The organism is Achromobacter sp. 1014246743, from assembly GCF_059760725.1.
The window spans coordinates 1-19,242 of sequence record NZ_JCBANA010000031.1 but is presented as its reverse complement, the minus strand read 5'-3'; the positions used below and the strand labels follow the sequence as shown (position 1 = coordinate 19,242).

Genomic DNA, 19,242 nt, shown 5'->3' with positions numbered 1-19,242 from the left:
CTTGTCTTACAGTTTCGAGACGGCAACGTGTTGCAGCAGGGCCTCGACCGACACGTGCATGACGTCGGTGAAGGGCTTGGGATAGATCCCCATGTACAGCACGGCGATCGCCATCACGCCAAGAATCACGAATTCGCGGCGGTTGATATCGGTCAGCTCACGGACGTGATCGTTGGCAATGTCGCCCAGCACCACGCGCTTGACCATCCACAGCGAATACGACGCGCCCAGGATCAGCGCGGTGGCTGCCAGGAGGCCGATCCAGAAGTTGTGCTCGACCGCACCCATGATCACCATGAACTCACCAACGAAACCGCTGGTGGCCGGCAGGCCGCTGTTGGCCATCGAGAACAGGATGAAGAACGTGGCGAAACGCGGCATCACGTTGACCACGCCACCGTAGTCGGCGATGCGGCGCGAGTGCATGCGGTCGTAGAGCACACCAATACACATGAACATGGCGCCCGATACGAAACCGTGCGAGATCATCTGCACGATGGCGCCTTCGACGCCGGCCGTGTTGAAGATGAAGAAGCCGAGCGTCACGAAGCCCATGTGGGCAACGGACGAATAGGCCACCAGTTTCTTCATGTCGTCCTGGACGATCGCGACCAGGCCGATGTAGATGACGGCGATCAGCGACAGCGTGATCATCATGCCTGCCAGGCTGTGCGAAGCGTCGGGGGCGATCGGCAGCGAGAAGCGCAGGAAACCGTAGGCGCCCAGCTTCAGCATGATCGCGGCCAGCACGATGGAGCCGCCCGTGGGGGCTTCGACGTGGGCGTCAGGCAACCACGTGTGCACCGGCCACATCGGGACCTTGACCGCAAAGGCCGCCAGCAACGCCACGAAGATCAGGATCTGCGGGGTGTAGCCCAGCTTGGTCTGCTGCCAGGTCAGGATGTCGAACGAACCGCCCGAGGCGTGCCACAGGTAGATGAACGCGACCAGCGTCAGCAGCGAACCCATCAGGGTGTAGAGGAAGAACTTGAATGCCGCATACACGCGGTTCGGTCCGCCCCAGACGCCGATGATGATGTACATCGGGATCAGCGTGGCTTCGAAGAACACGTAGAACAGCATGCCGTCCAGCGCGGCGAACACACCCACCATCAGACCCGACAGGATCAGGAAGGCGGCCATGTACTGCGCCACGCGGCTGGTGATGACTTCCCAGCCGGCCAGCACCACGATGATGGTGATGAAGGCGGTCAGGAGCACGAACCACAGCGAAATGCCGTCGATGCCCAGGTGGTAATTGACGTTGAAGGCTTCGATCCAGGAGGCCTTCTCGACGAACTGCATGGCAGCCGTCTTGGAGTCGAACCCGGTGTACAGCGGGATCGTGACGAGGAAGCCGGCGATCGAGCCGATCAGCGACAGGCCGCGCGTCAGGCCGGGACGGTCGTCTCGGCCCACCGCCAGCACCAGCAGGCCGAATACGATCGGGACAAAGATCGCAAGCGTGAGCCAGGGGAAAGTGTTGGATGCCATCTCGCTTGCCATCATTGGGGAATCAGCACAAAGAAAGTCACCAGCGCCATGATGCCGATGATCATTGCGAACGCGTAGTGATAGATGAAGCCGGACTGCAGGTGACGGCTGATCGCAGCCACCCAGCCCACCACGCGGGCGCTACCGTTGATCAGGAAGCCATCGATGATGCCGCGGTCGCCGGTCTGCCACAGGCCACGGCCCAGGCAGCGCAGGCCGCGCGCGATGATCTGTTCGTTGACCCAGTCGACGTAGTACTTGTTTTCAAGCACCTTGTTCACGCCCGACAGGCTCGACTTGATCGCGGCCGGAACCTTCGGATTGATCAGGTAGCAGTACCAGGCGATGACCGCACCGGCCACGACCAGCCAGAACGGCAGGGTCTGGAAGGCGTGCAGGCCGAAAGCCACCCAACCGTGCCATTCTTCGTGCAGCTCGTGCATGGCCGGATGCTGCGGCAGCACCGTGATCACGCCGTTGAAGAACTTGCCGAACAGCATGGGATCGACCGCCCAGGCGCCCACCAGCACCGACGGGATCGCCAGCAGGATCAGCGGCAGGGTCACGACCCAGGGCGACTCATGCGGCTTGCCGCCGTGGTGGCCGTGGTCGTCATGACCGTGGTCGTCGTGGCCGTGGGCATCATGGCCATGGCCATGGTCGCTGGTGTCGAAGCGTTCCTTGCCGTGGAAGACCAGGAAGTACACGCGGAACGAGTACAGCGAGGTCACGAACACGCCGATCAGCGTGGCGTAGTAAGCGAAGCTTGCGCCCCAGACGTGGGCGGCGCCGGCGGCTTCGATGATGTGTTCCTTCGAGTAGAAACCCGAGAAGAACGGCGTGCCGACCAGGGCCAGCGTGCCCAGCAGGAACGTGATCCAGGTGATGGGCATGTACTTGCGCAGGCCGCCCATGTTGCGGATGTCCTGGTCGTGGTGCATGCCGATGATGACCGAACCGGCGCCCAGGAACAGCAGCGCCTTGAAGAACGCGTGCGTCATCAGGTGGAAGATCGCCACCGAGTAGGCCGAGGCGCCCAGCGCGACGGTCATGTAGCCCAGTTGCGACAACGTGGAATACGCGACCACGCGCTTGATGTCGGTCTGGATGATGCCCAGGATGCCCAGGAACAGCGCGCCGATGGCGCCGATGACGATGATGAACGACAGCGCCACGTCCGACAGTTCGAACAGCGGCGAGAAACGCGCCACCATGAAGATGCCGGCCGTCACCATGGTGGCGGCGTGGATCAGTGCGGAGATCGGGGTCGGGCCTTCCATCGAGTCAGGCAGCCAGGCGTGCAGGGGAACCTGCGCCGACTTGCCCATGGCGCCGATGAACAGGCAGATGCAGGCCACGGTCAGCAGCATCCAGTCCGAGCCGGGCAGCGTCAGGGTGGCCAGCTTGTCGGCCTGGGCGAAGACTTCGCCGTAGTGCATGGTGCCGGCATAGGCGAACAACAGGCCGATGCCCAGCACGAAGCCGAAGTCGCCGACGCGGTTGATCAGGAATGCCTTCATGTTGGCGAAGATCGCCGTGGGGCGGGTGTACCAGAAGCCGATCAGCAGGTACGACACCAGGCCCACCGCTTCCCAGCCGAAGAACAGCTGCACCATGTTGTTCGACATCACCAGCATCAGCATGGAGAACGTGAACAGCGAGATGTACGAGAAGAAGCGCTGGTAGCCGGGATCGTCGGCCATGTAGCCGATGGTGTAAATGTGCACCATCAGCGACACCGAGGTCACCACGACCATCATCATGGCCGACAGCGGGTCGATCAGGAAGCCGATTTCCAGCTTGGTCTGGCCGATCAGGCTCCAGGTGTAGACCGCGCCGTCAAAGCGCAGGCCGTTGAGCACGTCGCCCAGCACCACCACCGAACCGATGGCGGAAATGAGCACGCCCAGGATGGTGATGACGTGCGAGGCGCGGCGGCCGATGGGACGGCCCAGGAAGCCGGTGCCGAAAAGGCCCGCGAGAATTGCTCCGGCCAGCGGCGCCAGCGCGATGAGCAGGTAGAGATTGGGTGAGCTAGACATTTTCTTCCAATACCCCGTCAGCCCTTCAGGCGATCGAGTTCGTCAACGTTGATCGTGTTCAGGTTGCGGAACAGCAGCACCAGGATGGCCAGGCCGATCGCCGCTTCAGCGGCGGCCACGGTCAGGATGAAGAACACGAACACCTGGCCGGCGGTGTCGCCGAACCAGCTGGAGAACGCCACGAAGTTCATGTTGACGGCCAGGAGCACGAGCTCGATGGACATCAGGAGAATGATCAGGTTGCGGCGGTTCAGGAAGATACCGAAGATCCCGATGGCGAACAGGATCGCCCCGAGGATCAGATAGTGGGCCAGCGTCAGCGTCATTGTTTTTCTCCTTGGGGCGCGGCGGCGGCGGGCGCCGAGGCGCCGTTCCTGGCCTGGGCGCGCTCGCTCTGGGCGGGCATGCTCACCATGCGGAAGCGATCCTTCGAGCGCACGCGGACGGCGGCAACCGGGTCGTTGTACTTGACGTCGCGACGGCGGCGCAGGGTCAGTGCGATGGCGGCAACCATGCCGACCAGCAGCAGCGCGGCGCCGACTTCGATGGCGTAGATGTACTGCGTGTACATCACTTCACCGAGGGCACGGGCGTTGTTGTAGTCGCCGGCGACCGGGGCTTGGGGGCCCGCGCCGTACCAGGTCGAACCCAGCACGAAGGCCATTTCCACCACCATGACCAGGCCGATGATCAGGCCCAGCGGCAGGTAGGTCTTCATGCCCTGGCGCAGCGCATCCATGCGGATGTCCAGCATCATGACGACGAACAGGAAGAGCACCATCACGGCGCCCACGTACACCAGCACCAGCAGCAGCGCGAGGAACTCGGCGCCCAGCAGCATCCAGAGCATGGCCGCGTTGGTGAAGGCCAGGATCAGGTGCAGGACGGCGGTGACCGGGCTGCGCGCGGTGATCACGCGGAACGCCGCGATCACCAGCACGGCGGCCAGTATGTAAAACAGGACAGTGGTAAAAGTCATGGATCAGGACCCTGGGCTCAACGGTAGGGAGCGTCTTCGGCCCGGCGGCGGGCGATGTCGGCTTCGTAGCGGTCGCCCACGGCGAGCAGCATGTCTTTGGTGAAATACAGGTCGCCGCGCTTTTCACCGTGGTATTCGTGGATATGGGTTTCCACGATCGAGTCCACGGGGCAGCTTTCCTCACAGAAGCCGCAGAAAATGCACTTGGTCAGGTCGATGTCGTAACGCGTGGTGCGGCGGGTGCCGTCATCGCGCTGGTCCGACTCGATGGTGATGGCCAGCGCGGGGCACACGGCTTCACACAGTTTGCATGCGATGCAGCGCTCTTCCCCGTTGGGGTAGCGGCGCAGCGCGTGCAGCCCGCGGAAGCGCGCCGAGGTCGGCGTCTTTTCCTGCGGGTAGCGCAAGGTGACCTTGCGCTTGAAGAAATACTTGCCCGTCAGGCGCATGCCCTTGAGCAGTTCGGCCAGCATCAAGCTGCCGAAGAAATCTTTGATCGCTTCCATATCCTGCCTCTGCCTGGCGGCTTAGCGCCAAATGTTCCAGGGCGTCTGCATCCAGATCGCCACCACGACCAGCCAAACGCCGGTCAGCGGGATGAAGATTTTCCAACCCAAACGCATGATCTGGTCGTAGCGGTAGCGCGGGAAAGAAGCGCGGAACCACACGAACAACGAGACCACGACGAACGTCTTGAGACCCAGCCAGATCCAACCCGGAATCCAGGTCAGCGGCGCGATATCGATGGGCGATGCCCAGCCGCCCAGGAACATGATCGACGCCATGCAGGACAGCAGGATCATGTTGGCGTATTCGCCCAGGAAGAACAGGGCGAAGGCCATACCCGAGTATTCGACCATGTGGCCGGCCACGATTTCGGATTCGCCTTCCACCACGTCGAACGGGTGGCGGTTGGTTTCAGCCACGGCCGAGATCACGTAGATCACGAACAGCGGCAACAGCGGCAGCCAGTTCCAGGACAGGAACGTCAGGCCCTTGTCGGCGAACCAGCCGCGGTTCTGCACATGCACGATTTCCGACATGTTCAGGCTGCCGGACACCAGCAGCACCGTCACCAGCACGAAACCGATGGCCAATTCGTACGACAGCATCTGGGCCGAGGCGCGCAGCGCGCCCAGGAACGCGTACTTGGAGTTCGAGGCCCAACCGGCGACGATCACGCCGTACACGCCGACCGACGTGATGGCCATGATGTACAGCAGGCCGGCGTTGACGTTGGCCAGCACGACGTCGGGGCCGAAGGGCACCACGGCCCAGGCCGCCAGCGCCGGCATCAGCGTGACCACGGGGGCCACGATGAACAACACCTTGTTGGCCTGGCTGGGGACCACGACTTCCTTGGTCAGCAGCTTGAAGACGTCGGCGAAAGGCTGCAGCAGCCCCTTGAAGCCGACGCGGTTCGGACCCATGCGCACGTGCATGGCGCCGATCATCTTGCGTTCCCAGTACGTCAGGTAGGCGACGCACAGGATGATCGGCACGGCGATGACGACAATCTTGATGAGGGTCCAGAGCACCATCCAGACCGTCGGGCCCAGCAGCGCCGTACCCTGGCTTTCAAGAACATTGAGCCATTCCATCAGGCACGCTCCACGCTGAGTTGACCAAATGCGCCACCCAGGGCTGCGGTATTTTCAAAGGCTGCGGAAATGCGCACGGCGCGATCGGCCACGGCATCATCCTGCACGGTTTCGAGCTCGACGGCGCCCTGCCCGCCCGTCACGCGCACCGTGACGCCGGCTGTCAGGCCGAGGCTGGTGAGCGTGCGGCCGTTCATGCGCGCGGCGGGCTTCTTCGAAGCCGGCGCGGCCTGCAGCGGTTCCGAGCGGCGCACCATGGCGTCGCTGCGGTAGATCGGCACGTCGGCAACGCGCTCCAGGCCGGCCACGGCCTGGCCCAGGCCCAGCGGCGCCTTGATGTCGTTGGACAGGCGACCTTCGATGCCACCGGCCAGCGCGGCGTCGCGCACGGATTCGGAGGTTTCGTCGTCGAAGCCGGCCAGGTGCAGGACGTTGCCCAGCACGCGCAGGACCTTCCAGGCCGGACGGGTCTGGCCGAACGGCGCGACCGTGCCCTTGAAGCTCTGGGCCAGGCCCTGGGCGTTGACGAACGTGCCCGAGGTTTCGGTGAACGGGGCCACCGGCAGCATGACGTCGGCCCATTCGGCGGCGGCCGAACGGTAAGGCGTCAGGGCCACGGCGAACTGCGCACCGCGCAGCGCGGCGATCGCTTGCTGGCCGTTGTCGGCATCCAGCAGCGGTTCGGCGTGCAGCACGACGTAGGCCTTGAGCGGCTCGGCCAGCATGGCGGCGGCATTCTTGCCGCCCTTGCCCGGCACGGCACCGGCCAGGTAACCGCCGACGGTGTTACCGCCGGATGTCAGGAAGCCGAACTTGCCGCCGGCCAGATCAGCCACGGCGCGGCCGTTGGCGGCCAGGGTCGAGGCCTGGGCGCTGGCCACGGCCATATTGCCCAGCAGCACGGCGGTGTTGGCACCGGAAGCCAGGCTGGCGGCGATGATCTTGGCGTTTTCGCCCGGGGTGACCGAGGCGAATTCGGCGGGCACGGCGGCTTCCTTGGCTTGCGCCAGGGCCACGGCGACTTCGGCCAGGGCACGCGGCAGCTCGGACGGCGCAACCGTGATGCGGCCGGCGACGGGCATCAGGGGATCGTCGGCGGCGCTGTCGACCATCAGGATCTGCGTGCCGCGCTTGGCGGCCTGGCGCAGGCGCTGGGCCATCAGCGGGTGATCCTTGCGCAGGAACGAGCCGACGACCAGGATGCGGTCCAGGTTGTCGAGTTCGGCGATGGGCATGCCCAGCCACGGCGCGCCGGTCAGGGCGGCGTCGAAGGCGGCGTCGGTCTGGCGCAGGCGGAAGTCGATGTTTTCCGACCCCAGCGCGCGCACCAGGCGGCCCAGCAGTGCGTATTCTTCGGTGGTGGCGTATTCGGACGCCAGCGCGCCGATCTGGCCGGCGCCAAAGCTGTCGCGAACCCGCGACAGGCCCTGCGCCACGGCGGCCAGGGCGTCGGCCCAGGAGGCTTCCTGCCACTTGCCGTCGGTGCCCTTGATCATCGGGGCGGACAGGCGGTCGTCGCTGTTCAGGCCTTCGTACGAGAAACGGTCGCGGTCGCTGATCCAGCATTCGTTGACGGCTTCGTCTTCGAACGGGACCACGCGCATCACGCGATCGCCCTTGACCTGGACGACCAGGTTGGCGCCCAGGCTGTCATGCGGGCTGACCGAACGGCGGCGCGCCAGTTCCCAGGTGCGGGCGCTGTAGCGGAAGGGCTTGGAGGTCAGCGCGCCCACCGGACAGATGTCGATCATGTTGCCCGAGAGCTCGGACTCGATCGAGCGGCCCACGAACGACGTGATTTCGGAGTGTTCGCCACGGCCCAGCATGCCCAGTTCCATGACGCCGGCGATTTCCTGGCCGAAGCGCACGCAGCGGGTGCAGTGGATGCAGCGGCTCATTTCCTCGGCGGAAACCAGCGGACCGAGGTCCTTGTGGAACACCACGCGCTTTTCTTCCTGGTAGCGCGAGGCGGAGCCGCCATAACCCACGGCCAGGTCTTGCAGCTGGCATTCGCCGCCCTGATCGCAGATCGGGCAGTCGAGCGGGTGATTGATGAGCAAGAATTCCATCACCGACTTCTGAGCGGCGCGAGCCTTCTCGGAGCAGGTGTGCACGACCATGCCGTTCGTCACGGGGGTGGCGCAGGCGGGCAGCGCCTTGGGCGCTTTTTCCACTTCGACCAGGCACATGCGGCAGTTGGCCGCGATGGACAGTTTCTTGTGGTAGCAGAAATGCGGCACGTAAAGCCCGACTTTCTGGGCCGCATGCATCACCATGCTGCCCTCGGGCACTTCTACCGTATTGCCGTCGACGGTTAGTTCAACCATTGCTGTTCCTGAGACCTACAGATATTGCGGAACCACACAAGACTTATGCTCGATGTGGTGCGCGAATTCGTCGCGAAAATGCTTGAGGAAGCCACGGACGGGCATGGCGGCGGCGTCACCCAGGGCGCAGATGGTGCGGCCCATGATGTTGCCTGCCACGTTGTCCAGCATGTCCAGATCTTCCGGACGGCCGTGACCGTTTTCGATGCGGTGCACCATGCGGTAGAGCCAGCCGGTGCCTTCGCGGCACGGCGTGCACTGGCCGCAGCTTTCCTCGAAATAGAAGTACGACAGACGCAGCAGCGACTTCACCATGCAGCGCGTTTCGTCCATGACGATCACGGCGCCCGAACCCAGCATGGAACCCGCCTTGGCGATGGCGTCGTAGTCCATCGTGGTTTCCATCATGATGTCGGCCGGCAGCACCGGAGCGCTGGAGCCGCCGGGAATCACGGCCTTGAGCTTCTTGCCGCCGCGCATGCCGCCTGCCAGTTCCAGCAACGTCGAGAACGGGGTGCCCAGCGGGATCTCGTAGTTGCCGGGACGTTCGACGTCGCCGGTGATCGAGAACAGCTTGGTGCCGCCGTTGTTGGGCTTGCCGACTTCGAGGTAGGCCTGGCCGCTGTTGCGGATGATCCAGGGCACCGCCGCGAAGGTTTCGGTGTTGTTGATGGTGGTGGGCTTGCCGTACAGGCCGAAGCTGGCGGGGAAAGGCGGCTTGAAGCGCGGCTGGCCTTTCTTGCCTTCCAGCGATTCGAGCAGCGCGGTTTCTTCGCCGCAGATGTAGGCGCCGTAGCCGTGGAAGGCGTGCAGCTGGAAGCTGAATTCCGAACCCAGGATCTTGTCGCCCAGGAAGCCGGCGGCGCGCGCCTCTTCGAGGGCCTCTTCGAAGCGCTCGTAGACTTCGAAGATTTCACCGTGGATGTAGTTGTAGCCGACGCTGATGCCCATGGCGTAGGCGGCGATCGCCATGCCTTCGATCACGATGTGCGGGTTGAAGCGCAGGATGTCGCGATCCTTGAACGTGCCCGGCTCGCCTTCGTCGGAGTTGCAGACGAGGTACTTCTGGCCCGGGAAGGCGCGCGGCATGAAGCTCCACTTCAGGCCGGTCGGGAAGCCCGCGCCGCCACGGCCGCGCAGACCCGAGGCCTTGACTTCGGCGATCACGTCTTCCGGCTTCATGCCGGTGGTGAGGATCTTGCGCAGGGCTTCGTAGCCGCCGCGCTTGACGTAGTCGGCCAGGCGCCAGTTGGCACCGTCGACGTCGGCCATGATCTGCGGCTTGATGTGCCGGCCGTGCAGGCACATCGAATTGGACAGGTCGTTCAGCGGGTTGGGCTCGAGCCCTTGCGCGAACTGCTTGTAGATGTCGGGCGCGTTCATGCCGACTCTCCTTGCGCCTTGAGGGTCGCGACCAGCGCGTCCAGCTTCTCTTCGGTCATGCGCACGCACATATGCTTGTTGTTCACGATCAGCACGGGGGAATCGCCGCAAGCGCCCATGCATTCGCCCTCGACCAGGGTGAACTGGCCGTCGGCGGTGGTTTCGCGATAGTCCACGCCCAGCTTGCGCTTGAGGTAGTCGCCGGCGCGTTCGCCGTCGCGCAAGGCACAGGGCAAGTTCGTGCAGACGGCGATCTTGTTCTTGCCGACGGGCTTGACGTCGAACATGTTGTAGAAAGTGGCGACTTCCTGGACCGCGATGGGCGGGACGCCGATGTAGTTGGCCACATCTTCAATAATGTCGGTAGCCAACCAGCCCTTCTCTTCTTGCGCGATCGCAAGAGAGGCCATGATGGCGGACTGCCGCTGGTCGGCCGGGAACTTCGCGAGTTCTCGGTCGATATTCTGGTAGGCCTGTTCGGAAAGCAGCATAGTTTGAATCCGGGTTATGCGGGCGTGCTCGTGACTGTCTGGATCAGCGATCGATTTCGCCGAAAACGATGTCTTGCGTACCAATGATGGTGACGGCGTCGGCGATCATGTGACCGCGCGACATTTCATCCAGCGACTGCAGGTGGACGAAGCCGGGGGCCCGAATCTTCAGGCGGTAAGGCTTGTTGGCGCCATCCGACACCAGGTAGATGCCGAACTCGCCCTTCGGGTGTTCCACCGAAGCGAACGCTTCACCGGGAGGCACGTGGAAACCTTCAGTGAAGAGCTTGAAGTGATGGATCAGCTCTTCCATGTTGGTCTTCATGGCGGTGCGCTTGGGCGGGGCGATCTTGTGGTTCTCGATCATGACCGGGCCCGGGTTGTTGCGCAGCCATTCCACGCACTGGCGGATGATGCGGTTGCTTTCACGCATTTCGGCGATACGGACCAGGTAGCGGTCGTAGCAGTCGCCGTTGACCCCCACGGGGATGTCGAAATCGAGCAGGTCGTAGACTTCGTAGGGCTGCATCTTGCGCAGGTCCCAGGCCACGCCGGAACCGCGCAGCATCGGGCCGGTGAAGCCCAGCGCCTTGGCGCGTTCGGGATCGACCACGCCGATGCCCACCAGGCGCTGCTTCCAGATGCGGTTGTCGGTGAGCAGGGTTTCGTACTCGTCGACGCAGGCGGGGAAGCGGTTGGTGAAGTCTTCGATGAAGTCCAGCAGCGAACCGGAACGGGCGTCGTTCATGACGCGCATTTCCTTTTCGCCGCGGTATTTGCTGGTGTCGCCGTACTGGGGCATCGTGTCCGGCAGGTCACGGTAGACGCCGCCCGGGCGGTAGTAGGCCGCGTGCATGCGCGCGCCCGAAACCGCTTCGTAGCAGTCCATCAGGTCTTCGCGTTCACGGAAGGCGTACAGGAACACCGCCATGGCGCCCACGTCCAGCGCGTGCGAGCCCAGCGACATCAGGTGGTTCAGCAGACGGGTGATCTCGTCGAACATCACGCGGATGTACTGCGCGCGCAGCGGGGCTTCGACGCCCAGCAGCTTTTCGATGGCCATGACGTAGGCGTGCTCATTGCACATCATGGACACGTAGTCCAGGCGGTCCATGTAGGGCAGCGCCTGGATGTAGGTCTTGTGCTCGGCCAGTTTTTCGGTGGCGCGGTGCAGCAGGCCGATGTGCGGGTCGGCACGCTGGATGACTTCGCCGTCCAGTTCGAGCACCAGGCGCAGCACACCGTGCGCAGCCGGGTGCTGCGGGCCGAAGTTAAGCGTGTAGTTCTTGATTTCTGCCATGATTTAACGCCCCAAGCCGTAGGTGTCTTCGCGGACCACGCGCGGCGTGATCTCGCGCGGATCGATCGTGACGGGCTGGTAGATGACGCGCTTCTGTTCCGGGTCGTAGCGCATTTCGACGGTGCCGGACAGCGGGAAGTCCTTGCGGAACGGGTGGCCGATGAAGCCGTAGTCGGTGAGGATGCGGCGCAGGTCGGGGTGGCCTTCGAAGACGATGCCGTACAGGTCGAAGGCTTCGCGCTCGAACCAGCCCACGGCCGGCCAGCATTCCATCAGCGAGGCAACGATGGGGAATTCATCGTCGGCGGCCCAGGTGCGCACGCGCAGGCGCCAGTTGTTCTCGATGGACAGGAGGTGCACGACGACCGCGAAACGGGCGCGGTGGACCTTGGCGTTGGCTTCCTCAGGCAGCTCGCGCGTGCCGTTGCCCCACGTCAGGTAGTCGACGCCACAGAGGTCGATACAGGTTTCAAAGCGCAGGCCGGCTTCGGTGCGCAGCTTGTTGCAGACCGCGAACCATTGTTCCGCCGGCACTTCGAGCGTCAGCTCGCCCAGCGCCTCGGTCAGCGCGATATCGGCGCCGAGGGTGGTCTGCAAATTGTTTTTCAGGGTTTCGAGCCTGGTCATCATCTTGTACGCTTAGGTGAACCGATACGCTGTTTCGGAGGGGCCTGCGGCGGCCTTGTGGCGGCCGCGGACCGGTACGAAGAATCAGCGCGCAATCGTGTTGGTCAGACGGATCTTGTTCTGCATCTGCAGCAAGCCGTAGACCAGCGCCTCGGCCGTGGGCGGGCAGCCCGGCACGTAGACGTCTACCGGTACGATGCGATCGCAGCCGCGCACCACGGAATACGAGTAGTGGTAGTAACCACCGCCATTGGCACAGGAGCCCATGGACACCACCCAGCGCGGCTCGGGCATCTGGTCATAGACCTTGCGCAGCGCCGGCGCCATCTTGTTGCACAGCGTGCCGGCGACGATCATCAGATCGGACTGGCGCGGGCTGGGGCGGAAGATGATGCCGAACTGGTCCAGGTCGTAGCGGGCCGCGCCCGCGTGCATCATCTCGACCGCGCAACAGGCCAGGCCGAAGGTCATGGGCCACATGGAGCCCGTCTTCGCCCAGTTAAGGAACTTGTCGGCGCTGGTAGTGATGAACCCTTGCTTGAGAATGCCGTCTATAGCCATATTCGTCTCTGATAGCGTGCAGTGAAATGCAGTGAACAACCCGGCGGCGGGTTATTCCCAGTCCAGCGCGCCCTTTTTCCATTCGTAGATGAAGCCGACGGTCAACACGGCGAGGAAAACCATGACCGTCCAGAAGCCGACGAGCCCGACCGTGCCTTGGGCGATGGCCCAGGGGAACAGGAACGCGATTTCCAGGTCGAAAAGAATGAACAGGATCGCCACCAGGTAGTAGCGCACGTCAAACTTCATGCGAGCGTCTTCGAAGGCTTCGAAGCCGCACTCATAGGGTGATAGCTTCTCGGCGTAAGGACGCCGCGGGCCAAGGAGGGAGCCGGCCGTCAGAAGCGCGAACCCGATAAGGGTGGCCACTACGATAAACAGCAGGACGGGGAAATACTGTTGCAGGTTCATTCAGGCGTCCGTCAAATGCGCAAACCTTAGGATTGTAGCATTCGCGCGGTTACTTCTGGCTGAACTCTGTAGCGGGAACAGCGGGTGAAAGACTGCATTCCTCTAGTGGAACAATGGCAGTTCTTGGCGGAAGAAAACAAGCTTAACGCAAGGCGCGCCCATACCGCCCGCGGGCACCACAAAACGCCCGCACAGTGGCCGCCACACACTCTTTTGGAAATAAAAAAAGCCACCCCGAAAGGTGGCTTCATATGAGCGGACCGAAGCCCGCTCATGCACTGCGAATCGAGGCAGGACTTGCGCCCTGCTTTCGATTAGAAGCGGTGACGGATGCCGACGCCGACGGCGGTCGACTTCAGGTCGTCCACGAAGGCGTAGTTCTTGGCGTACGAACCGTAAGCGTACAGGTTGGTGCGCTTGGACAGGTCGTAGGTGTAGCCCAGGTTGAACACGTTCATGTTCGCGTCGTCGCCGGTCAGCTTGTCGTTGCCCGGCTTGACCATTTGCCACGAACCGAACAGGCTCGAAGCGCCGCCGATCGGGGCGGACAGGCCAACCATGAACGAGTTGGCCTTGAAGCCGTCAGCGAAGGCGTTCGAACCGAAGCCGATCGTGCCGGCCGAGGTCTTGACGTCTTGGCTACCGAACCAGCCGTCGGTCGTGCGAGCGTAGGCCAGAGCCAGCTTCACGACTTCGAAGTCGTACGAACCGCCGATGGTGTATTGACGCGGGGTGGCGTCAACTTGACCTTGGGTCAGCTTGTTCGAAGCGTTCAGTTGGTCGAACGTCAGAGCGGCGTTCAGGGGACCATTGACGTAACGCAGGCCGGTCGTGATGGCGCGGGTGTTGTCGGCGGTACGGAAGCCGGTTTGGGCGGTGTTGGTGTCGTTCGCGTTGAACGAGTAGCCGACGCCGAACTGGAAGCCGCTGAACGACGGGGTCTGGTACATGACCATGTTGTCGTAGCGGACGGTGTTCGTGGCGCTCAGGCCCATACCGATGTTAGCTTGGCCGAAACCAGCGCCGAACGGGTCGATCGAGCCGAAGTACTTCGACGCGATGTTGGTTTGGCGACCGAAGTCCAGTTGACCCCAGCTGTCGCTGGCCAGACCGACGGTGGCTTGACGACCGAACAGGCGGCCACCTTGGGCCGACGTGCCGTTACCCGAATCAAAGCCCGATTCCAGTTGGAAAACAGCGCGCAGGCCGTCACCCAGATCTTCCGAACCACGCAGACCCCAGCGCGAACCGTTCTGGACGCCGTTGATCATGCCGAACTTGCTACCGTTCTGAGCGTCGGTACCACCGCTGATCTTGTTGTAGCCGAGGCCCGTGTCGATGATGCCGTACAGGGTGACAGACGTTTCTGCCTGGGCGACACCGGCGAAACCGGCGAGCAGGGCGGCAGCGAGCAGAGTCTTTTTCATTTAAGAAATCTCCGTTGATTTGAGTGACAAGAGCAGCAATCCAGCAAACCAGCCTGCCGCCCCCCTAACTCCGCGAAGGGAAGTTGACGCTATTGCATCAAAAATCAGGGGGGCTGGCTATGGTCGGCGTCAGAAAAGTGCAGGTTTGCGACAGCCCTGTTGGGATATTGCAACATCGCGCCAATGGCACCGGGGCTAACCCAGCGTTTTGCAAACGACCACGTATCCATGCGACTTTCAGCCCTGGCCCTAATAATTCAAGGGGGCCACGGCCGTTTCTTTCAGGCGCCTTTCCGAGTCCGATGGGGTCGTTTTACCGCTTTTGCCCCTGCAGGCCTGCGGGGCCCGGTCCAATCTGGTGCGTCAGGCTTGATAACGTTGTTATATAAATAAATCATCGATATTATTCAAGAACACACCAACACCCTGGCGCCCGCCATCCCGCCCCCCATGCCCACGCCGACCCAACGCGCCGACCGCAATGAACGACTGAGCGCACTGCGCCGCCAGATGATCCTGGACGCCGCCCAGCGCGTATTCGAGCGCGACGGCCTGGAGAAGACCACATTGCGTGCCATCGCCAAGGAGGCCGGCTGCACGACGGGGGCCATCTACCCCTGGTTCGCCGGCAAGGAGATCCTGTACGGCGCCCTGCTGGACGAATCGCTGCAGCGCCTGCACGCGCATCTGGTGACGGCCACCGCGCAAGGAGAGCCGGCCTCGGCCGCGCGGCGGGCCATCCAGGCCTTCTTTGACTACTACGCGGCCCGCCGCACCGATTTTTCACTGGGGCTGTACCTGTTCCAGGGGCTGGGGCCGCGCGGCCTGGGCCGCGAGATGGATGAACAGCTCAACGGCCGCCTGCGGCAATGCGTGGATCTTCTCGGTGTGGGCCTGGGGCGCACCAAGGCCTGGCCGGCCGACACGGTGCGGACAGAGCAGATGAATATCTTCACGTATCTCATCGGCCTGTTGCTGCTGCTGCATACCCACCGCCTGAAATCCCTGGGCCAGCAGGCTGACGTCCTGCTGGATCACTACTGCACCGCGCTGGAACAACGATGACCGCGACCGCCCTGCCCTGCGCCAACGCCCAGGCGCCCCTGATCAGCCTGGCGGACTTCCGCCTGCTGCTCGCCGAACAACACCCCTTTTCGCTGCTGCTGGGCATCGAGGTGCACCACATCGGCCGGGGCACCGCGCGGGCCGTCCTGCCGGCCCGCGACAGCCACCAGCGGCTGGGCGGCATCGTCGCCGGCCCGATGCTGATGGGCCTGGCGGACCTGGCCATGTACGCCGCGGTGGTGGGCGCCACCGGGCAGGCCCACGCCGTGACGGCCAGCCTGACCATCAATTTCCTGCGCAAGAGTCCGGCCGGGGCGGTACATGCCGAGGCACGGCTGCTGAAGGTGGGCCGGCTGTCGGCGGGCGAGGTCATCCTGACCGGCGCCGGGTCGGACGAGCCGCTGGCGCACATCGTCAGCACCTGGTCGGTGCCCAAGCCATGAGCCCGCGCATCAGCATCGTGGGCATGGGGCGCACGGGCACGCTGGCGGCGCGGCGGCTGCTGGCGGCCGAACCCGACATTGCCCTGACGATCTATGACATCGACCCGGACCGCTGCGAGGACTTCCGCGGCAGCGCCACGCTGGCGACCTCGGCCCGCGAGGCGCTGGCCGAATCCGACACCATCGTGCTGGCCTTGCCCCGCGAACGGGAGATCGACCGCACGCTGGAGCGCTTCAGTGACGGCGAGGTGACCGCGCACGTGGCGGGCAAGCTGATCGTGGACCTGGAGCCCCCGCCGCCCGAGCGGGCGCGCCGGCTGGATCTGGCGATCGCCACGGCCGGCGGGCGCTATGCCTGCGCGCCGCTGCGCCCGGCCTCTGCCGGCGAGCCGCACGCGCGGTTACTGAATGCCTTGATCCTGCCGCGCTGAGCGGGCCAGGCGCTCGGCGGCGGCCGCGCAGAGGGCCAGCCAGGCGAAGCTGATGGCAAAGCCGGCGACGACGTCGCTGGCGAAATGCACCTGCAGCAGGATGCGGCTGAGCCCGATCGCCATCACCAATGCCGCCGCCAGGGCCACGCCGGGCAAACGCCAAGACGGGGGCGCCAGGCGCCAGGCCAGATAGCAGGCCGCGCCATACACCGCCATGGCGGCCGATGCATGACCGCTGGGAAAGCTCCAGCCCACCGCCGTCGCAAAGCCATGGTCGTGCTCGGGCCGGACGCGTTCGAAGCCATGCTTGAGCAACCTGTTGAGCGCCCCGCCCCCGCCCGTGGCCGCCGCGCAGAATCCGGCGAGCAGCCATTGCCGCCGCCACAGCAGCGTGACGGTCATGCCGACGGCGATGAGCGTCAGGAAATTGCGGTCGCCCAGCGTGGTGAACCACGACAGCAGCCACAAGAGCGAATCGGACAACGACATACTGAGCGCGTCCGCCAGGGCGCTATCGAATTCGACCACGCCCCCTGGCCGGCTCACCGCGGCCGCCAGCGACAGGAACGCCGCGCAGGCCAGGCCGACCATGCCGGCAAAGCCGGCCAGCCGCGCCGGGGGCCGGGCCTGCACGTAGGCGCGGGCAAGCCCCACCGCCAGGACTGCGGCGGCCAGCGGCAGCAGGATCAGCAGGAGCAGTGCGTGGGCCGCCACCCATTGCGCATAGGCGCTGTTCATTGCGGGCCTCCTGGCGAGCCGGGTGCGACCATCGCGCCCGCCCTCTGTGCCGCAAGGCTTGCCGCCCGGAGACGCCGCGTCATGGTGCGCCTCAACCGGACACCAGGGTCTTGTCGACCGGGGCGAAAGCGTGCGTGGCCGCGGCGTAGTCCCAGCGTTCGACGTGGCAGACCTGTCCCTCGCCAGAGGCTTGCCGGGTGATGAGGTTGACCGAATTGGGAATGCTGCCGCGCACCCGCCGCGAGCAGGTGGTGCCGGCCTGCACGACCCAGCCTGCCGCCAGCGTGGGATCGGCGCTGGCCGGCAACACGTAGGGCAGGTGGATGTGGCCGCCCAGGATCAGGTCGATACCGGCCTGGGCCCAGGCCGCCAGCGCGCGTTCACGGCCGAACAGCAGGTTGTGGCGGTCGGACTCGACCTTGGCGCGCACCGGATGGTGCGCCACCACGACCCGCAGCTGGCCCGGCTTGGCCTGGCGCAGACGCTGCGCCACCCGGGCGATCTGCGCATCGGAGATTTCGCCGTCCTTGTGGCGCCGCGGCCGGGTGGTGTTGACGCCGATGGCCAGCAGCCCGGCGTTCTCGAAGACCGGTTCGAGCACGGCGCCCAGCGCCCGTTTGTAGTTGCCGTAGGGATTGAGCGCCCGCGCGAAGATGTTGTAGAGCGGAATGTCGTGGTTGCCCGGCACGGCCAGCACCGGCAGCGACAGGCGTTCGATGAACTTGCGGGCGGCGGCGAACTGGCCGCGGCGGGCGCGCTGGGTGATGTCGCCGCTGATGACGACCAGGTCCGGGGCCACGGAACGGGCCAGGTCCAACGCCGCCTCGACGACGGGTTTGCGCTCGGTGCCGAAGTGGGTATCGGAAAACTGCAGGATGCGCGTCATGGGCGCCCCTGGGGGTCCGCGTCCGCGGGCACCACCAGCGGCAGGGGATGCTCGGACACCTTGAATTCGAGCGGCGTGTCCATCCAGGAGATTTCACCGTCCATCGCGACCTTGACCCGGTGCCGTCCGCGGATGGCCACGGTCAGGCGGTCGAAGGCGAAGCTGATGACGTGCTCGGCGTCGCCCAGGCGGCTGAACAGGCCGCGCAGCAGCAGGCCGTACAGCGCCAGCGTGCCCACCGGGCGCGCAGCCATGGCGACCAGGCGGTTGCGGTCAAGTTCGGTGGGGTCGATGCCGATGTGTTCGAGTTGCAGGCGGTTGTTGCCCACCACCAGCGTCGGCGAGCGCAGATCGCGGGTCCGGCCTTCGTATTCAAGCCGCAGGCTGAGCTGCCGCGGGGCGCGCAGCAGGGTCACCACGCCGGACCACAGCGCCACCAGGCGGCTGCGGCCAAAGCGCTGCTTGTAGGCCTCGCGATCTTCGAGCAGTTGCGGATACAGGCCCAGGCTGGCGTTGACCAGGAACAGGCGGCCGTTGAGCATGCCCACCTGCACCGGCCGCAGTTCGCCGGCCAACAGGCTGCGCAACGCGGGCTCGGTATCTTGCGAGATGCCGTAGCGGCGGCCGAAGTAGTTGAAAGTGCCCTGCGGCAAGATGCCGAAAGGCACGCCCTGCCCTACCACCTGGCTGGCGACGGCGTTGAGGGTGCCATCGCCGCCGGCGGCCACCACGATGCCTTGCCCCTTGCGGGCGTTGGCCACCGCCGCCTGCGCGGTCTCGGTCAGCCGCGACGGATCGTCGACGGGCATCAATTGGTAGGAGCGGCCGGCCTCGTCGAGGACGCGGCGGATGGTGTCCTGCAGCACCTGCGCGTCGCCGCGCCCGGAGCCGGTGTTCAGGACGATGAAGAGAGGTTCTTGTCCCGTCAGGGGACGAGCCCCTGCCATCGGACTCTGCTGGATTGGCGTCATGGGCAAAAGATAGCCCATGGCGGCAAATCACCGCAACCGCGGCGGCTCGCGTCGCGGCGCGAGCC

At 64.7% G+C, this 19,242-nt stretch carries 20 protein-coding genes; 3 read left to right on the top strand and 17 right to left on the bottom strand.

The window, feature by feature from the left end; all coding sequences use genetic code 11:
* Window positions 1-6 precede the first annotated feature (6 nt).
* From AC6LJ2_RS14740 to AC6LJ2_RS14675, 14 genes are all read right to left on the bottom strand, one after another.
* Window positions 7-1,509, bottom strand: a complete 1,503-nt coding sequence (locus AC6LJ2_RS14740) for an NADH-quinone oxidoreductase subunit M (protein WP_263910425.1) — start codon at window positions 1,507-1,509, stop codon at window positions 7-9.
* Complete coding sequence (gene nuoL, locus AC6LJ2_RS14735; RefSeq protein WP_263910424.1) at window positions 1,506-3,536, bottom strand: NADH-quinone oxidoreductase subunit L; 2,031 nt, start codon at window positions 3,534-3,536, stop codon at window positions 1,506-1,508. Before nuoL ends, AC6LJ2_RS14740 begins: the two co-directional genes overlap by 4 nt.
* A 17-nt stretch (window positions 3,537-3,553) precedes the next feature.
* Window positions 3,554-3,862, bottom strand: a complete 309-nt coding sequence (nuoK, locus tag AC6LJ2_RS14730) for an NADH-quinone oxidoreductase subunit NuoK (RefSeq protein ID WP_006217969.1) — start codon at window positions 3,860-3,862, stop codon at window positions 3,554-3,556.
* On the bottom strand, window positions 3,859-4,515 hold the full coding sequence (locus AC6LJ2_RS14725; protein WP_445658393.1) for an NADH-quinone oxidoreductase subunit J: 657 nt from the start codon (window positions 4,513-4,515) through the stop codon (window positions 3,859-3,861). Before AC6LJ2_RS14725 ends, nuoK begins: the two co-directional genes overlap by 4 nt.
* A 17-nt stretch (window positions 4,516-4,532) precedes the next feature.
* Complete coding sequence (nuoI, locus tag AC6LJ2_RS14720) at window positions 4,533-5,021, bottom strand: NADH-quinone oxidoreductase subunit NuoI (protein ID WP_025137063.1); 489 nt, start codon at window positions 5,019-5,021, stop codon at window positions 4,533-4,535.
* A gap of 21 nt (window positions 5,022-5,042) precedes the next feature.
* Window positions 5,043-6,116 carry an NADH-quinone oxidoreductase subunit NuoH gene (gene nuoH, locus AC6LJ2_RS14715; protein WP_059374944.1) on the bottom strand — a complete coding sequence of 358 codons (1,074 nt, stop codon included), beginning with the start codon at window positions 6,114-6,116 and terminating at the stop codon, window positions 5,043-5,045.
* Entirely contained in the window at window positions 6,116-8,443 is a 2,328-nt protein-coding gene (gene nuoG, locus AC6LJ2_RS14710) for an NADH-quinone oxidoreductase subunit NuoG (RefSeq protein WP_498151620.1), read from the bottom strand. The genes nuoH and nuoG overlap by 1 nt, the downstream gene beginning before the upstream one ends.
* Before the next feature lie 15 nt (window positions 8,444-8,458).
* Complete coding sequence (gene nuoF, locus AC6LJ2_RS14705; protein WP_263910418.1) at window positions 8,459-9,826, bottom strand: NADH-quinone oxidoreductase subunit NuoF; 1,368 nt, start codon at window positions 9,824-9,826, stop codon at window positions 8,459-8,461.
* Entirely contained in the window at window positions 9,823-10,317 is a 495-nt protein-coding gene (gene nuoE / locus AC6LJ2_RS14700) for an NADH-quinone oxidoreductase subunit NuoE (RefSeq protein ID WP_498151619.1), read from the bottom strand. The genes nuoF and nuoE overlap by 4 nt, the downstream gene beginning before the upstream one ends.
* 43 nt (window positions 10,318-10,360) lie before the next feature.
* The gene (locus AC6LJ2_RS14695; RefSeq protein ID WP_054429653.1) at window positions 10,361-11,617 is read right to left on the bottom strand and encodes an NADH-quinone oxidoreductase subunit D; all 1,257 of its coding nucleotides are present in this window, start codon (window positions 11,615-11,617) and stop codon (window positions 10,361-10,363) included.
* Between the two features lie 3 nt (window positions 11,618-11,620).
* On the bottom strand, window positions 11,621-12,247 hold the full coding sequence (locus AC6LJ2_RS14690) for an NADH-quinone oxidoreductase subunit C (protein WP_263910417.1): 627 nt from the start codon (window positions 12,245-12,247) through the stop codon (window positions 11,621-11,623).
* Between the two features lie 81 nt (window positions 12,248-12,328).
* Window positions 12,329-12,805, bottom strand: coding sequence for a NuoB/complex I 20 kDa subunit family protein (locus AC6LJ2_RS14685; protein WP_006217960.1), 477 nt, complete (start codon window positions 12,803-12,805; stop codon window positions 12,329-12,331).
* Window positions 12,806-12,856: 51 nt separating this feature from the next.
* Entirely contained in the window at window positions 12,857-13,216 is a 360-nt protein-coding gene (locus AC6LJ2_RS14680; protein ID WP_006217959.1) for an NADH-quinone oxidoreductase subunit A, read from the bottom strand.
* Window positions 13,217-13,530: 314 nt separating this feature from the next.
* Entirely contained in the window at window positions 13,531-14,643 is a 1,113-nt protein-coding gene (locus tag AC6LJ2_RS14675; protein ID WP_263910416.1) for a porin, read from the bottom strand.
* A gap of 450 nt (window positions 14,644-15,093) precedes the next feature.
* On the opposite strand from AC6LJ2_RS14675, the gene AC6LJ2_RS14670 reads away from it, so the two are divergent.
* The 3 genes from AC6LJ2_RS14670 to AC6LJ2_RS14660 are packed head-to-tail and all read left to right on the top strand — an operon-like array spanning window position 15,094 to window position 16,582.
* Window positions 15,094-15,708, top strand: coding sequence for a TetR/AcrR family transcriptional regulator (locus tag AC6LJ2_RS14670; RefSeq protein ID WP_263910415.1), 615 nt, complete (start codon window positions 15,094-15,096; stop codon window positions 15,706-15,708).
* Window positions 15,705-16,151, top strand: coding sequence for a PaaI family thioesterase (locus AC6LJ2_RS14665; RefSeq protein WP_498151618.1), 447 nt, complete (start codon window positions 15,705-15,707; stop codon window positions 16,149-16,151). The genes AC6LJ2_RS14670 and AC6LJ2_RS14665 overlap by 4 nt, the downstream gene beginning before the upstream one ends.
* Window positions 16,148-16,582 (top strand): NAD(P)-binding domain-containing protein, encoded by a 435-nt coding sequence (locus tag AC6LJ2_RS14660; protein WP_445658390.1) that lies wholly within the window; start codon window positions 16,148-16,150, stop codon window positions 16,580-16,582. Before AC6LJ2_RS14665 ends, AC6LJ2_RS14660 begins: the two co-directional genes overlap by 4 nt.
* On the opposite strand, the gene AC6LJ2_RS14655 is transcribed toward AC6LJ2_RS14660, so the two are convergent.
* From AC6LJ2_RS14655 to AC6LJ2_RS14645, 3 genes are all read right to left on the bottom strand, one after another.
* On the bottom strand, window positions 16,553-17,320 hold the full coding sequence (locus AC6LJ2_RS14655; RefSeq protein WP_263910412.1) for a phosphatase PAP2 family protein: 768 nt from the start codon (window positions 17,318-17,320) through the stop codon (window positions 16,553-16,555). The two genes, AC6LJ2_RS14660 and AC6LJ2_RS14655, sit on opposite strands and share 30 nt — an antisense overlap.
* Window positions 17,321-17,411: 91 nt before the next feature.
* Window positions 17,412-18,206, bottom strand: a complete 795-nt coding sequence (locus tag AC6LJ2_RS14650) for a metallophosphoesterase family protein (protein ID WP_498151617.1) — start codon at window positions 18,204-18,206, stop codon at window positions 17,412-17,414.
* Window positions 18,203-19,177 carry a diacylglycerol/lipid kinase family protein gene (locus AC6LJ2_RS14645; protein ID WP_263910410.1) on the bottom strand — a complete coding sequence of 325 codons (975 nt, stop codon included), beginning with the start codon at window positions 19,175-19,177 and terminating at the stop codon, window positions 18,203-18,205. Before AC6LJ2_RS14645 ends, AC6LJ2_RS14650 begins: the two co-directional genes overlap by 4 nt.
* Window positions 19,178-19,242: the final 65 nt, after the last annotated feature.